At 71.1% G+C, this 14,025-nt stretch carries 12 protein-coding genes and 1 tRNA gene; 9 read left to right on the top strand and 4 right to left on the bottom strand.

From position 1 onward, the window contains the following. Positions 1-66 precede the first annotated feature (66 nt). Positions 67-140 (top strand) — tRNA-Pro (locus IO36_RS09120). A gap of 71 nt (positions 141-211) precedes the next feature. Here the strand turns inward: IO36_RS09120 and IO36_RS09115 are convergent. Continuing rightward, entirely contained in the window at positions 212-1,879 is a 1,668-nt protein-coding gene (locus IO36_RS09115; protein ID WP_037617937.1) for an FAD-dependent oxidoreductase, read from the bottom strand. A 235-nt stretch (positions 1,880-2,114) separates the two neighbouring features. Between IO36_RS09115 and IO36_RS09110 the strand changes: the two genes are divergently transcribed. From IO36_RS09110 to IO36_RS09080, 7 genes are all read left to right on the top strand, one after another. Continuing rightward, positions 2,115-3,239, top strand: coding sequence for a SchA/CurD-like domain-containing protein (locus IO36_RS09110; RefSeq protein WP_037617935.1), 1,125 nt, complete (start codon positions 2,115-2,117; stop codon positions 3,237-3,239). 65 nt (positions 3,240-3,304) lie between these two features. Beyond that, positions 3,305-3,787: a cupin domain-containing protein gene (locus IO36_RS09105; protein ID WP_037617933.1), complete on the top strand. Its 483-nt coding sequence runs from the start codon at positions 3,305-3,307 to the stop codon at positions 3,785-3,787. Beyond that, positions 3,784-5,052, top strand: a complete 1,269-nt coding sequence (locus tag IO36_RS09100) for a beta-ketoacyl-[acyl-carrier-protein] synthase family protein (RefSeq protein ID WP_037617932.1) — start codon at positions 3,784-3,786, stop codon at positions 5,050-5,052. Before IO36_RS09105 ends, IO36_RS09100 begins: the two co-directional genes overlap by 4 nt. Continuing rightward, positions 5,049-6,311, top strand: a complete 1,263-nt coding sequence (locus IO36_RS09095; RefSeq protein WP_037617930.1) for a ketosynthase chain-length factor — start codon at positions 5,049-5,051, stop codon at positions 6,309-6,311. The genes IO36_RS09100 and IO36_RS09095 overlap by 4 nt, the downstream gene beginning before the upstream one ends. A gap of 13 nt (positions 6,312-6,324) precedes the next feature. Beyond that, entirely contained in the window at positions 6,325-6,585 is a 261-nt protein-coding gene (locus IO36_RS09090; RefSeq protein WP_037617929.1) for a phosphopantetheine-binding protein, read from the top strand. Between the two features lie 2 nt (positions 6,586-6,587). After that, the gene (locus IO36_RS09085; RefSeq protein WP_037617927.1) at positions 6,588-7,067 is read left to right on the top strand and encodes an SRPBCC family protein; all 480 of its coding nucleotides are present in this window, start codon (positions 6,588-6,590) and stop codon (positions 7,065-7,067) included. Positions 7,068-7,096: 29 nt separating this feature from the next. Then, positions 7,097-7,429, top strand: coding sequence for a TcmI family type II polyketide cyclase (locus tag IO36_RS09080; protein ID WP_037617926.1), 333 nt, complete (start codon positions 7,097-7,099; stop codon positions 7,427-7,429). Between the two features lie 86 nt (positions 7,430-7,515). Here the strand turns inward: IO36_RS09080 and IO36_RS09075 are convergent, their stop codons facing one another. The 3 genes from IO36_RS09075 to IO36_RS09065 form a co-directional block, all read right to left on the bottom strand. Next, a complete protein-coding gene (locus IO36_RS09075; RefSeq protein WP_037617925.1) occupies positions 7,516-8,544 on the bottom strand; it encodes a methyltransferase in 1,029 nt (342 codons plus the stop codon). 52 nt (positions 8,545-8,596) lie between these two features. Continuing rightward, positions 8,597-9,658 (bottom strand): right-handed parallel beta-helix repeat-containing protein, encoded by a 1,062-nt coding sequence (locus tag IO36_RS09070; RefSeq protein ID WP_037617923.1) that lies wholly within the window; start codon positions 9,656-9,658, stop codon positions 8,597-8,599. A gap of 244 nt (positions 9,659-9,902) precedes the next feature. Continuing rightward, positions 9,903-12,122 (bottom strand): NADP-dependent isocitrate dehydrogenase, encoded by a 2,220-nt coding sequence (locus tag IO36_RS09065; RefSeq protein WP_037617922.1) that lies wholly within the window; start codon positions 12,120-12,122, stop codon positions 9,903-9,905. A gap of 317 nt (positions 12,123-12,439) precedes the next feature. Here IO36_RS09065 and IO36_RS09060 point away from each other — a divergent pair, with 317 nt between their 5' ends. Then, positions 12,440-13,993, top strand: a complete 1,554-nt coding sequence (locus IO36_RS09060; RefSeq protein ID WP_037617921.1) for a M1 family metallopeptidase — start codon at positions 12,440-12,442, stop codon at positions 13,991-13,993. The last annotated feature ends 32 nt before the right edge of the window (positions 13,994-14,025 follow it).

The raw sequence follows: 14,025 nt of genomic DNA, 5'->3' as shown, positions 1-14,025 counted from the left end.
GCCGTCCACCCGCGTGCGGTAAGGTTCGGGTGCGCGAACACGCGGGAGACCGCGGGGGAGACGCATCGGGACGTGGCGCAGCTTGGTAGCGCACTTGACTGGGGGTCAAGGGGTCGCAGGTTCAAATCCTGTCGTCCCGACTGCGGAAGTCGTGGCCGGAGGCCGTATCGGAATGATCCGATACGGCCTCCGGCTGTTTCCGCGCCCGGCGTCAGGCCTGGTCCAGCAGCGCTGTCAGGGCCTTTCGCAGCGTCGTCCGCGGGTCCTTCGAGGGGCCCTCGGACCGCCAGGCGACGAAGCCGTCGGGGCGGACCAGCACCGCGCCCTCCGGGCCCACTCCGTGGACCTGCGCCCAGTCCGCGTCCCCGGCCGGAACCAGGTCCGCCTCGGGGCCGGCGCCGATCCGGTACGAGTCGACCGGGACGGACAGCTGCCGGGCCGTGTCCTGCGCCGCCGCGTGCCAGGCGCCGGCCCCCTCCGCCGAGCTCAGCAGCACCATGGAGCGCTCGTACAGATCGAGGGTGGAGATCCGGGAGCCGGCCCGGGTCAGCCACATGTGCGGCGCCCTGGTCCCCGGCTCGCCCGTCAGCCGTACGCCCTCGGGCACGACCGGAGCGGCCGTGTCCGCCCCCAGGACCGCGCCCCGCGGATAGCGGTACGCGAGGGCCACGTTGAGGATCCCGCCCTTCCTGCCGCCGGGGCCGCCCTGCCCGCCGGCCCCCGGCTCCGGCGTGTACCCGGGGTGGCTGTGCTCGACCGAACGCGACGAGGCCCGCGCGCTCGTCGCCTCCGCGACCGGCCGCCGCTCGGCGTCGTAGGACTTCAGCAGCCCGGGACCGGCCCAGCCGGCCAGCACGGCGGACAGCTTCCAGGCGAGGTTGTGGGCGTCCTGGATACCGGTGTTGGAGCCGAACGCCCCCGTCGGGGACATCTCGTGCGCCGAGTCGCCGGCCAGGAACACCCGCCCCTGCGCGTACCGTTCGGCGACGCGTTCGGCCGCATGCCAGGCCGCCCGCCCGGTGATCCGTACGTCGAGGTCCGGCACGCCGACCGCCCGCCGGATGTGCTCCACGCAGCGCTCGTCGGTGAACTCCTCGAGGGTTTCCCCGTGTTCGGGGTGCCAGGGCGCGTGGAAGACCCAGTGCTCCTTGTTGTCGACGGGCAGCAGAGCCCCGTCGGCCGCAGGGTCGGTCAGATAGCAGACGATGAACCGGCGGTCGCCGACGACCTCGGCCAGGTCCCGGGAGGTGAACGTGAGGCTCACGTTGTGGAACAGGTCGCCGGGGCCGGTCTGGCCGATGCGCAGGGCGTCGCGGATCGGGCTGCGCGGACCGTCCGCCGCGACGAGGTAGTCCGCGCGGATCGTCGTGTGCTCACCGGTCTCCCGGCTCTTGACCTTCGCGGTCACTCCCTCGGAGTCCTGCTCGAAGGACATCAGCTCGGTCGAGAACCGCAGGTCGCCGCCCAGCTCCCGTGCGCTCCTCAGCAGCACCGGCTCCAGGTCGTTCTGGCTGCACAGGCACCACGCCCCCGGGCTGAAGCGGGCCAGCCCGCCGCCCGGGTCGATCTCCTTGAACAGCCACTCCCCGGCGTCGCCCACCAGCGTCGGCGTCTGCAGGATGCCGTGGTTGTCCGCGAGGACGGACGCGGCCTCCTCGATCCGCCGCTGCACCCCCGCCCCCCGGAAGATCTCCATGGTGCGCACGTTGTTGCCGCGTCCGCGCGGGTGCATCGAGGTGCCCGCGTGCTTCTCGACCAGGATGTGCGGCACCCCCAGACGCCCCAGGAACAGTGAGGTCGAGAGGCCCACCAGTGAGCCGCCGACGATGAGGACGGGCGTGCGGAGCCCGTTCTCGTCGGCCCCTTCGAATCGGTTCATCGCTTGCCTCCGGCGCCGCCTGGGGCGCGAGTCAGGGATGGGGATGCAGATTCCATGCCCGGTGCGGGCCGGTTCGCACGGCAGCGGCACCCGGATGGCGCGCGGTTCACCCGCCTGACCCGTGAGGCTCGCGGAGTCCCCGACACGCGGCAACGATCAGCACATGGCGGCCCCGGCGTGTCGGACACCGCGGTCGTTCCGGAACTTCCGTGACGAAAAGGAGAGGTGTGTCGCAATGTCCAACGCGGGACGTATCGCACAGTCGGCCTTCGACGGCTCGAAGCTTCGGGTGATCCTGCTGCTCGACCTGTACGAAGGCGCCCAGCAGCAGTTCCTCGACGCCTACGAACTCATGCGCAACCAGGTCGCCTCGGTTCCCGGCCACATCAGCGACCAGCTCTGCCAGTCGATCGAGAACCCCTCCCAGTGGCTCATCACCAGCGAGTGGGAGAGCGCCCCGCCCTTCCTGGCCTGGGTCAACAGCGAGGAGCACGTCGAGACCGTCCGGCCCATGCACAGCTGCGTCCGCGACACCCGGTCGATGCGCTACAGCATCCTGCGCGAGACCAGCCCCGCCGAACAGCCCGCCCCGCAGCAGGCCCGGCAGGACCGGCAGGTCGAGGCCCGCGTGGGCACCGGGGTCGCGCGCCACGCCCTCACCTTCACCGTCAAGCCCGGCTCCGAGTCCAAGGTCGCGGAGATCCTGGCCGGCTACCAGTCGCCGCAGGCCCAGGTCGACGACACCACCCGGCTGCGCCGCACCTCGCTCTTCATGCACGGCAACCGCGTCGTGCGCGCCGTCGAGGTCGAGGGCGACCTCCTCGCCGCACTGCGCCACGTGTCGCGCCAGCCCGAGGTGCGGGCCGTCGAGGAGGCCATCAACCCCTATCTGGAGCAGGACCGGGACCTGAGCGACCCCGAGTCGGCACGGGTCTTCTTCACCCGCGCCGCGCTCCCCGCCGTGCACCACGTGGTCGCCGGCGGAGAGGAACCCGCGAAGGTCACCCGGCACGCGCTGTTCTACCCGGCCCGCAAGGGCTGCGGCATGGAACTGGCCCGGCTGCTCGCCCACCAGGACGAGGCCGCGGCCGACGACCCGGCGAGCCCCGTGCACAGCAGCACCGTCTTCCAGCGCGACGACATCGTGGTCCGCCTCATCGACATCACCGGCGACCTCGACCGCGACCCCGTCGCCTCCCTCGGTCTCAAGGGAGCGAAGAAGGCGGCCGAACTGGAACGGCTCCTCGACGGCGCCGCCATCGGCGTAGAGGGCTCCCTGGAGACGGAGCGCAACATCCACCGCCTCCTGTCGCACGCCGACATGCTGCCCGTCACCGACCGGAGCTCGGCGCCCTCCTGACGGACCGCCGCAGCCCGCGTCCCCGGACGTCGTCCGACGTCCTCGCACCACCCGGAGGTTCAAGCATGATCAAGCACCATCCACGCATCGTGGACCTGAGCGAGACGGAGCCCAACCGCAGGCGCGGAGGCGACGTCCGGGCCCTGCTCACCCCCGCCACCGCCGGGTCCACCAGCGGCTTCATGGGCCTGGCCATCATCCAGCCCGGCGAGCGCATCGGCGAGCACTACCACCCGTACTCCGAGGAGTTCGTGTACGTCGTCAGCGGCGCCCTCGAAGTGGACCTGGACGGTGAGGCGTTCGCGCTCAGGCCCGACCAGGGCCTGCTGATCCCGATCGACATGCGGCACCGCTTCCGCAACGTCGGCGACGAGGAGGCCCGCATGGTCTTCCACCTCGGCCCGCTCGCCCCCCGTCCGAGCCTCGGCCACGTCGACACGGAGGCCACCGACGACTCCGTGCCGAGCCCCGAGTTCATGACGGCCGTGCCCCACCTGTCCGCGCCCGACCACGGACAGCCGTCCGAGCGAAGCGGGGCCATAAAGTGACGCGGCGGGTGGCTGTCACCGGCATCGGTGTGGTCGCTCCTGGAGGCACCGGGACAAAGGCGTTCTGGGACCTCCTCGAAGGCGGCCGCACCGCCACCCGGGGCATCACGCTCTTCGACCCGGCCGGCCTGCGTTCGCGCATAGCCGCCGAATGCGACTTCGACCCGCTCGCCCACGGTCTGGACCCCGAGCTGATCGAACACGTCGACCGGTACATCCAGTTCGCCGTGGTCGCGGCCGGGGAGGCCGTCCACGACTCCGGCCTCGACACGAACCGGGAGGACCCCTGGCGGGTCGCCGTTTCCCTGGGCAGCGCCGTCGGCGGCACCACCCGTCTGGAACACGACTACGTCCAGGTCAGCGAGTCGGGCGCGCGGTGGGACGTGGACCACCGCAGGGCCGACCCGAAACTCCACCTCGCGTTCGCCCCCAGCACGCTCGCCTCCGTCGTCGCCGAACAGTTCGGGGCACAGGGACCGGTCCAGACCGTCTCCACCGGATGCACCTCCGGACTCGACGCGGTCGGATACGCCTTCCACACCATCGAGGAGGGCCGCGCCGACGTCTGCATAGCCGGGGCGTCCGACTCGCCGATATCCCCGATCACGATGGCCTGCTTCGACGCCATCAAGGCCACGTCGCCCGACAACGACGACGCCGAGCACGCCTCCCGGCCCTTCGACGCCAACCGCAACGGCTTCGTCATGGGCGAGGGCGCGGCCGTCCTGGTCCTGGAGGAGTACGAACACGCCCGGGCCCGCGGCGCGCACATCTACTGCGAGATCGGCGGCTACGCCACCTACGGCAACGCCTACCACATGACCGGTCTGACCAGCGAGGGCCTGGAGATGTCCCGGGCCATCGACAGCACGCTCGACCAGGCCAGGATCGACCCCACGCGCATCGACTACGTCAACGCGCACGGCTCCGGAACCCGGCAGAACGACCGGCACGAGACCGCCGCGGTCAAGCGGTCCCTGGGCGAGCACGCCTACCGGACTCCGATGAGCTCGATCAAATCCATGGTCGGCCACTCCCTGGGCGCGATCGGCGCGATCGAGGTCGTCGCCTGCGTCCTCGCCCTGAAGCACCAGGTGGTGCCGCCCACGGCGAACTACGAGACCCCCGACCCCGAGTGCGACCTGGACTACGTGCCGCGCACCGCCCGCCCCCGGAAGCTCAGGAACGTGCTCTCCGTCGGCAGCGGGTTCGGCGGATTCCAGTCCGCGGTCCTCCTGACCGGGCCGGCTGGGAGGACACCATGAGCACACAGCGCCCCCGGAACGCGGCCGTCACCGGCATCGGTGTCATCGCGCCCAACGGACTGCGCACCGACGCCTACTGGAAGTCCGTCAGCGAGGGCCTCAGCGTCCTCGACACCATCACCCGTGAAGGATGCGGACACCTGCCGCTGCGCGTCGCGGGCGAGGTACGGGCCTTCGACGCCGCCGACCTCATCGAGGAGCGGTTCCTCGTCCAGACCGACCGCTTCAGCCATTACGCGATGGCCGCGACCGTCCTCGCCCTCGACGACGCGGGCCTCGGATCGACCGGCCCCGAGAACCCGTACGACGTCGGCGTGATCACCGCGGCCGGATCGGGCGGCGGCGAGTTCGGCCAGCGCGAACTGCAGAAGCTGTGGGGCCAGGGCTCCAAGTTCGTCGGCCCCTACCAGTCCATCGCCTGGTTCTACGCGGCCAGCACCGGCCAGATCTCCATCCGCGGCGGATTCAAGGGTCCCTGCGGAGTCGTCGCGAGCGACGAGGCGGGCGGCCTGGACGCCATCGCCGGTGCCGCCCGCGGCGTACGGCGCGGCACCGGCGCCATGCTCGTCGGCGCCGCGGAGGCGCCGCTCGCCCCGTACTCGATGGTCTGCCAGCTCGGCTACCCCGAACTCAGCACCGTCGAGGACCCCGCCCGCGCCTACCGCCCCTTCACCGAGGGAGCGTCGGGCTTCGTGCCCGCGGAGGGCGGCGCCATGCTCGTCGTCGAGGACGAGCACCGTGCCCGCGAACGGGGGGCCGAGATCCGCGCCCTCGTCGCCGGACACGCGGCCACCTTCACCGGGGCCTCTCAGTGGGAACGGTCCCGGGAAGGGCTCGCCCAGGCGATCCGGGGCGCCCTCGCCGAGGCCGGCTGCGCCCCGGAGGAGATCGACGTGGTCTTCGCCGACGCCCTGGGCGTCCCGGCCGCCGACCGCGCCGAGGCCCTGGCCATCGCCGACGCCCTCGGCGCGCACGGAACCCGGGTCCCCGTCACGGCGCCCAAGACCGGCATCGGCCGGGCCTACTGCGGAGCACCTCTGCTGGACACCGCGGCCGCCGTCCTCGCGATGGAACACGGCCGGATCCCTCCCACCCCCAACGTGTTCGACGTCTGCCACGACATCGACCTGGTGACGTCGAACGCCCGCCCCGCCGAACTGCGCACGGCACTCGTCCTCAGCCGGGGACTCATGGGGTCCAACGCGGCCCTGGTCGTGCGCCGCGGCGGCGAGAACGCCCGCCCGTCGGGCCGCACGTGAGGAGAACCACCGCATGATCACCACCGAAGTGACCGTCGACGAACTGGCCGCGCTCATGAAGAAGGCGGCCGGCATCACCGTCGACCCCCTCGAGCTCGCGCAGTCCTTCGACGCCCCGTTCGGCACCCTCGGACTCGACTCGCTCGGTCTGCTCGGCATCGTCGGCGAACTGGAGAACCGGTACAGCCGGCCCCTGCCCCCCGACGCGGAGCGCTGCAAGACCCCGCGGGAGTTCCTCGACCTCGTCAACGACACCCTCAAGGCTGGAGCCTGAAAGTGGCAGGACACACCGAGAACAGCATCGTCATCGACGCCCCGCTCGACCTCGTGTGGGACATCACGAACGACATCGAGAACTGGCCCCGGCTCTTCAGCGAGTACGCGTCCCTCGAGGTCCTGACCCGGGACGGCGACACCACCACCTTCCGGCTGACCATGCACCCGGACGAGAACGGCAAGGTGTGGAGCTGGGTCTCGCAGCGCACCGTCGACCGTCCCGGCCGGACCGTGCGGGCCCGTCGCGTCGAGACCGGCCCGTTCGCCCACATGAACATCCGGTGGGAGTACGAGGAGACGCCGGCCGGCACCCACATGCGCTGGGTGCAGGACTTCGCGATGAAGCCCGACGCCCCGGTCGACGACGCCTGGATGACGGACAACATCAACCGCAACTCCGTCGTCCAGATGGCGCTCATCCGGGACCGGATCGAGCAGGCCGCCCGGGAGCGCCGCAGCCCCGCCGCGATGCCGCGCTGACGCCGGACCGGCCCAGGAAAGGACATCCGATGCACCACGCCCTGATCGTCGCCCGCATGGCGCCAGGCTCGGCTCCGGCGATCTCCGACGTCTTCGCCGCCTCCGACCGGGGTGAGCTCCCGCACCTCATCGGGGTCAACAGGCGCAGCCTCTTCCAGTTCGGTGACGTGTACCTGCACCTCATCGAATCCGAACGGGACCCGGGCCCCGCCATCGCGAAGGTGGCCGGCCACCCCGAGTTCCGCAGCGTCAGCGAGGAACTGTCGGCGTACGTCAGCGCGTACGACCCGAAGACATGGCGCAGCCCCAAGGACGCCATGGCGCACCGCTTCTACACCTGGGAGCGGGACCCCGCCTCCTGAGCGGTCCCCGTGACACAACCCGAGGCCGCCGGCTCCGCGACGAAGCGGAACCGGCGGCCTCGGGTTGTGCTCCGTGTACCGCCCGGTCAGCCGGGAACGGTGCACTCGAAGGCGTGCAGATAGGGGTTGACCGGGCGGATCTCGCCGATGACCAGGCCCGCGGCCGTGAGCCGGTCGACCATGCTCTGCCGGGTGTGCTTGGCACCGCCGACGTTGAGGAGCAGCAGCAGGTCCATGGCCGTCGTGAACCGCATCGACGGGGTGTCGTCGACGAGGTTCTCGATGACGACGACCCGGGCACCGGGCCGGGCCGCAGCGCGGACGTTCGCGAGCGCCCTGCGGGTGCTCTCGTCGTCCCACTCCAGGATGTTCTTGATGATGTACACGTCCGCCTGGACGGGGATGTCCTCACGGCAGTCCCCGGCCACGATCCGCACCCGGCCGGCCAGCGCTCCGCCCTCGCGCAGCCGCGGATCGGCGTTCTCCACCACACCGGGCAGGTCGAGCAGGGTGCCGTGCAGAGCCGGGTGCTTCTCCAGCAGACTGGCCACGACGTGACCCTGCCCGCCGCCGATGTCGGCGACCGACGTCACGCCCCGCAGGTCCAGCAGCTTCGCCACGTCCTTGGCGGACTGCGAACTGGACGTCGTCATGGCCCGGTTGAAGACGTGGGCGGACTCGGGGGCGTCGTCGTTGAGGTACGGGAAGAACTCCTTGCCGTACACCTTCTGGAAGACGTTGCCGCCGTCACGGACGGCCTCGTCCAGCTTCGGCCAGACGTTCCACGTCCACGGCTCGGTGCACCACAGGGCGATGTAGCGCAGGCTGTTCGGGTCGTCCTCGCGCAGCAGCCGGGACATCTCCGTGTGCGCGAACGTGCCGTCGGGCCGCTCCGTGAAGACACCCTGGCAGACCAGGGCGCGCAGCAGCCGGCGCAGTGTTCCCGGCTGGGTCTTCACCGCGGCGGCCAGTTCCTCCGCGCTCATGGGGACGTCGTCAAGGGCGTCGGCCACGCCCAGCCGGGCGGCGGCGCGTACGGCGGCGGCGCGGGCCGCGCCGAAGACGAGTTCCCGCAGCTGGCTGGACGGCGGGGGACTCTGTTCGACTGTCGTCATTCACTGCCTCGTTTCTGTGTCGTGCCCTACGGGGAATCGGACGGGCCGGACGTCAGCACATTCCGGCGGGCTCGGAGACCTTGCAGGTGTTGCCCCGGAACGTGTTGCCCTTGCCGGCGGTGTCGCGGTTGGCGAGGTCGGAGGGGCCGTTGCGCAGCAGCACGTTGTCGCGGACCTCGTTGCGCTCGCTGAGCGCGCCGACGAAGCTCTTGAACAGCACGATGCCGCCCGACAGCGGGGACGTGCCCACGTTGTCCTCGACCCGGTTGTGGGTGACCCGGGTGTCCTCCGCGCCGGTGAGGACGATCCCCGAGCCCTGGAGTGCGGGCAGCCGCGCGGTCTTGGGGCAGGACTTGTTGTTGGCGTGGATGTAGTTGCCGCGCACGGACAGATTGCCGACCCGGGGCTTGTTCTCGTCGCCGACGACGAACACCGCGGTGCAGTTGCCGGTGGCCTCGTTGCGGGCGACGGTCAGGTTCCGCAGCCGTCGGACCGTGATGCCGATCCGGTTGCCGGTCAGCAGGTTGTGGGCGACCACCGTTCCCCGGGTGTCGCGGGCGCCTTCCTCGGTGGCGACCGTGTTGGACAGGAACACTCCGGCGTCGCCGTTGTCCTTCGCCGTGTTGCGCACGAACCGGGTCCGGAGCGACCGTTCCTCGGCGATGCCCCACTGGCCGTTCTTCTCGGCGGTCACCCGGCGCACCGTCAGGTCCTCGGTACCGGTCGCCCACAGGCCCTGCTTGGCGAAGCCCCTGACGGTCAGTGAGGCGACGGTGACACCGGCCAGGCGCTTGCTGTCGGTGCCGTTCACACAGATGCCGTTGCCCGCCTTGGCACAGGCGTCGGTGGCGGCCGTGTTCGGCACGATGACGGTGGACCTGGCGCTCGCGCCCCGTAGCGTCAGGCCCTTCACCGTGATGGTGACGCTCTCTCGATAGGTGCCGGGGGCGACGACGACGGTGTCGCCCGCCCGCGCCGAGTCCACGGCCTTCTGGATGGATTCACCCGGGCGTACCAGGTGCACGGAGGGATGGTCGGAGGGCAGGGCGGCGCCCACGCCCGACGCCACGACGACCGCCGTGCACGCGAGGTAAGCCATCTGGTTTCTGGTCATGGGCCGAAGCTATGAACGGCCGTTGCCCCCCGCCACCGCTGATCGCCCAGGTGGCCCGCACCGTCACCGTGACGCGCCGAACGGCACATCGACGGCGTCCGGACGGGCGGCCGTCGCCGTCGCGGTGGGCGTGCGCCGCGCCGTCCCGTACGACGACCGCGCCCCGTACGACGACGACCGCCCCGGCCGGAGGAGTCCGGTCGGGGCGGTCGGTGCGGAAGCGGGTCCGCGGGGTGGTGCGGGATCAGGCGAGGTTCGCCAGCGTCTCGTTCCAGGTGGCGGACGGGCGCATGACCTTGGCGGCCTTGGCGGGGTCGGGCTGGTAGTAGCCGCCGATGTCGGCCGGGTTGCCCTGGACCGCGTTCAGCTCGTCGACGATCGTGCCCTCCTGCGCGGTGAGCGTCTCGGCGAGCTGCGCGAACGCCTTGGCGAGGTCCGCGTCCTCGGTCTGCCGCGCCAGCTCCTGGGCCCAGAACAGGGACAGGTAGAAGTGGCTGCCGCGGTTGTCGATGCCGCCGAGGCGACGGGTCGGGGACTTGTCCTCGTTGAGGAAGGTCGCCGTCGCGCGGTCGAGGGTGTCGGCGAGGACCTGGGCGCGGGTGTTGCCGGTGGTCTTCGCGAGCTGCTCCAGCGAGGGCACGAGCGCGAAGAACTCGCCGAGCGAGTCCCAGCGCAGGTAGTCCTCCTTGACCAGCTGCTGGACGTGCTTCGGCGCGGAGCCGCCGGCGCCCGTCTCGAACAGACCGCCGCCCGCCATCAGCGGGACGACCGACAGCATCTTGGCGCTGGTGCCCAGCTCCAGGATCGGGAACAGGTCGGTCAGGTAGTCACGCAGCACGTTGCCGGTCACCGAGATGGTGTCCTCGCCGCGGCGGATGCGCTCCACCGACAGCTTGGTGGCCTCGACCGGGGCGAGGACACGGATGTCCAGGCCCTCGGTGTCGTGCTCCGCCAGGTAGGCGGTGACCTTGGAGATCAGGTTGGCGTCGTGGGCGCGGGTCTCGTCCAGCCAGAAGACGGCCGGGCTGCCGGTGGCGCGGGCGCGGGTGACGGCGAGCTTCACCCAGTCCTTGATCGGCGCGTCCTTGGTCTGGCAGGCGCGGAAGATGTCGCCGGCCGAGACCGTCTGCTCCAGCACCGCGTCGCCGGCCGCGTCGACCAGGCGGACCGTGCCGGTGACCGGGATCTCGAAGGTCTTGTCGTGGCTGCCGTACTCCTCGGCCTTCTGCGCCATGAGGCCGACGTTCGGGACCGAGCCCATGGTCGACGGGTCGTAGGCGCCGTTGGCACGGCAGTCGTCGATCACGGCCTGGTAGACGCCGGAGTAGGAGGAGTCCGGCAGGACCGCGAGGGTGTCGGCCTCCTGGCCGTCCGGGCCCCACATGTGGCCGGAGGTGCGGATCATGGCCGGCATCGAGGCGTCGACGATGACGTCGGACGGCACGTGCAGGTTGGTGATGCCCTTGTCGGAGTCGACCATCGCGAGGGCCGGGCCCTCGGCGAGCTCGGCGTCGAAGGACGACTTGATCTCGGCACCCTCCGGGAGCGCCTCCAGGCCCTTGAAGATGCCGCCGAGACCGTCGTTCGGGCTCAGACCGGCGGCGGCGAGGGTCTCGCCGTGCGCCGCGAAGGTCTTCGGGAAGAAGGCGCGCACGACGTGACCGAAGACGATCGGGTCGGAGACCTTCATCATCGTGGCCTTGAGGTGCACCGAGAACAGCACGTCCTCGGCCTTGGCGCGGGCGATCTGCTCGGTGAGGAACTCGCGCAGCGGCGCGACGTGCATGACGGACGCGTCCACGACCTCGCCGGCCTGCACGGGTACGGACTCGCGCAGCACGGTGGTGGAGCCGTCGTCGCCGACCAGCTCGATGCGCAGCGTGCCCGCCTCGGAGATCACCACGGACTTCTCGGTGGAGCGGAAGTCGTCGACACCCATCGTGGCGACGTTCGTCTTCGACTCGGAGGACCACGCGCCCATGCGGTGCGGGTGGGTCTTGGCGTAGTTCTTGACCGACGCGGGGGCGCGGCGGTCGGAGTTGCCCTCGCGCAGGACCGGGTTCACGGCGCTGCCCTTGACCTTGTCGTACCGGGCGCGGATGTCGCGCTCCTCGTCCGACTTCGGGTCGTCCGGGTAGTCCGGAAGCGCGTAGCCCTGAGCCTGAAGCTCGGCGACCGCGGCCTTCAGCTGGGGGATCGAGGCCGAGATGTTCGGCAGCTTGATGATGTTCGCGCCGGGCGTCTTGGCCAGCTCACCGAGCTCGGACAGGGCGTCCGCGATGCGCTGGTCCTCCTGGAGGAACTCCGGGAAGAGGGCGATGATGCGCCCGGCCAGCGAGATGTCACGGGTCTCCACAGTGACACCCGCCTGCGAGGCGTACGCCTGGACGACCGGCAGGAACGAATACGTCGCCAGGGCCGGGGCCTCGTCAGTGTGCGTGTAGATGATGGTCGAGTCAGTCACCGGGTGCTCCGCTCCACGTCTGCAACATTGCTCGACATCAAGATATCTCGTGAGCGCCCCCGGCTCGACAGGGGTCCGCCCCGCGTCGGCCCGGGCGGGGGCGAAAACCGGCCTAGGCCCCGGAGCGGGCCCGCGGCGGCGGACACGACCCGCCGCGTCCCGTCCGGCCCTGTTGATGTGAACACGACGGCCGGTGTGAAAACGGGAACGGCCCACCCCACGCAACCCGACGGCCCGCTCGCACGTACCTCAGAGTGACCCGGCACCTGATCTTGCGGCGGACCCTTCGGCCCACCGCGCCCGAACGAAAGCGGACCATGAGATATCGCACCAGAGTGACGGCCCCCGCGGCCGCGCTGCTCGGCACCGCCGCCGCGCTCGCCGTCGCCCCCACCGCCTCGGCCCGGCCGCTGGCCTTAAGGCCCGACCAGGGCACCCCGGGCGCGGAGACCCTCGGCGACACCGTCTTCCCGGCCCTCGGCAACGACGGCTACCGCGTCGAGGCGTACCACCTCGACTTCGCCTACGACGCCACGACCCGCCTGGTCGACGCCAAGGCCATCCTGATGATCAAGGCGACCCAGGACCTCTCCCGCTTCTCCCTCGACGCGCTCGGCCTGGACATCAAGGCGGTGCGGGTCGGCGCCACGGCCGCGGCCTTCGAGCAGGCCGGCGAGAAGCTGCGGATCACCCCGGCGCGGAGTCTGCCGAAGAACTGCGCGGTCGCGGTCTGCATCGAGTACGGCGCGGACCCGGCCCGGAAGCTGACGCACACCGCCTGGGTCCCCACCCCCGACGGCTTTGCGATCTGTCCCCAGCCGGACGCCGCGCACACCGTCTTCCCGTGCAACGACCACCCCACGGACAAGGCGGACTTCAGCTTCCGCGTCACCGTCCCCGGCACCCTGCGCGGGGTCGCGAACGGCTCGCTGATCGGCACCGAGAAGCTGGACGGCGACCGGACCGCGTACATCTACCGCTCCGCGTCCCCGATGGCCACCGAGCTGGTGCAGATCACCGTCGGCGACTACACCGTCAAGGAGCGTCAGGGCCCGAACGGGCTCGGGCTGCGGGACGTCGTCCCGACGGCGCGCGCCACCGCACTGGAGCCGGCGCTCGCGCTCACCCCCGGCCTGCTGGACTGGCTGGAGCAGCGGCTCGGCGCCTACCCGTTCGAGACGTACGGACTGCTGCCCTGCAACTCCGACGACCCGAACGCGTTCGACTTCACCGGCCTGGAGACCCAGACCCTCACGCTCTACAAGCCGAACTTCCTGCTCCAGGAGGAGAAGAAGATCGGCTCGCACATGATGCACGAGCTGGTCCACTCCTGGTTCGGCAACAGTGTCAGCCCCGCCGACTGGGCCGACCTGTGGCTGAACGAGGGCCACGCGGACTTCTACGGGCTGCTGTACCGCTACGAGCGCGGCTGGCCCGACTCGCTGGGCCTGACCACCATGGAAGCCCGGATGAAGGACACGTACGCCAAGGGCGACCAGTGGCGCCAGTCCTCGGGCCCCGTGGCCGCGCCGAACGCCGTCAACCTGTTCGACAACCAGCGCTACCTGGGCGGTGTCCTGGTCCTCTACGCGCTGCGCGAGCTCGTCGGCGAGGACGTCTTCCACCGCATCGAGCGCACCTTCCTGGACCGCCACCGCAACCGCGCCGCGACCACCGCCGACTACATCGCGGTCGCCACGGAGGTCTCCGGACAGGACCAGTCGGGCTTCCTGAACGACTGGCTGTACGGCACGAAGACGCCGCGCATGCCCAACCACCCGGACTGGACGGTCACCCCGGTGGTGTCGAGCCTGGTCGCGCCGCGCCACCGCGAGCCCGGCCACTACCCGGACTCGACCGCCACGCTCTGAGCGGGCGGGGCGAACGGCCGGGCGAACGGCCG

It is taken from the genome of Streptomyces aureus, from assembly GCF_000725495.1.
GTDB classification, from domain to species: domain Bacteria; phylum Actinomycetota; class Actinomycetes; order Streptomycetales; family Streptomycetaceae; genus Streptomyces; species Streptomyces aureus_B.
This window is presented reverse-complemented; position numbering and strand designations above follow the sequence as displayed.

Coding starts and splice junctions, on each gene's coding strand:
- IO36_RS09115 (WP_037617937.1), bottom strand. CDS start 1,879: ATGAACCGATTCGAAGGGGCCGACGAGAACGGGCTCCGCACGCCCGTC.
- IO36_RS09110 (WP_037617935.1), top strand. CDS start 2,115: ATGTCCAACGCGGGACGTATCGCACAGTCGGCCTTCGACGGCTCGAAG.
- IO36_RS09105 (WP_037617933.1), top strand. CDS start 3,305: ATGATCAAGCACCATCCACGCATCGTGGACCTGAGCGAGACGGAGCCC.
- IO36_RS09095 (WP_037617930.1), top strand. CDS start 5,049: ATGAGCACACAGCGCCCCCGGAACGCGGCCGTCACCGGCATCGGTGTC.
- IO36_RS09090 (WP_037617929.1), top strand. CDS start 6,325: ATGATCACCACCGAAGTGACCGTCGACGAACTGGCCGCGCTCATGAAG.
- IO36_RS09080 (WP_037617926.1), top strand. CDS start 7,097: ATGCACCACGCCCTGATCGTCGCCCGCATGGCGCCAGGCTCGGCTCCG.
- IO36_RS09075 (WP_037617925.1), bottom strand. CDS start 8,544: ATGACGACAGTCGAACAGAGTCCCCCGCCGTCCAGCCAGCTGCGGGAA.
- IO36_RS09070 (WP_037617923.1), bottom strand. CDS start 9,658: ATGACCAGAAACCAGATGGCTTACCTCGCGTGCACGGCGGTCGTCGTG.
- IO36_RS09060 (WP_037617921.1), top strand. CDS start 12,440: ATGAGATATCGCACCAGAGTGACGGCCCCCGCGGCCGCGCTGCTCGGC.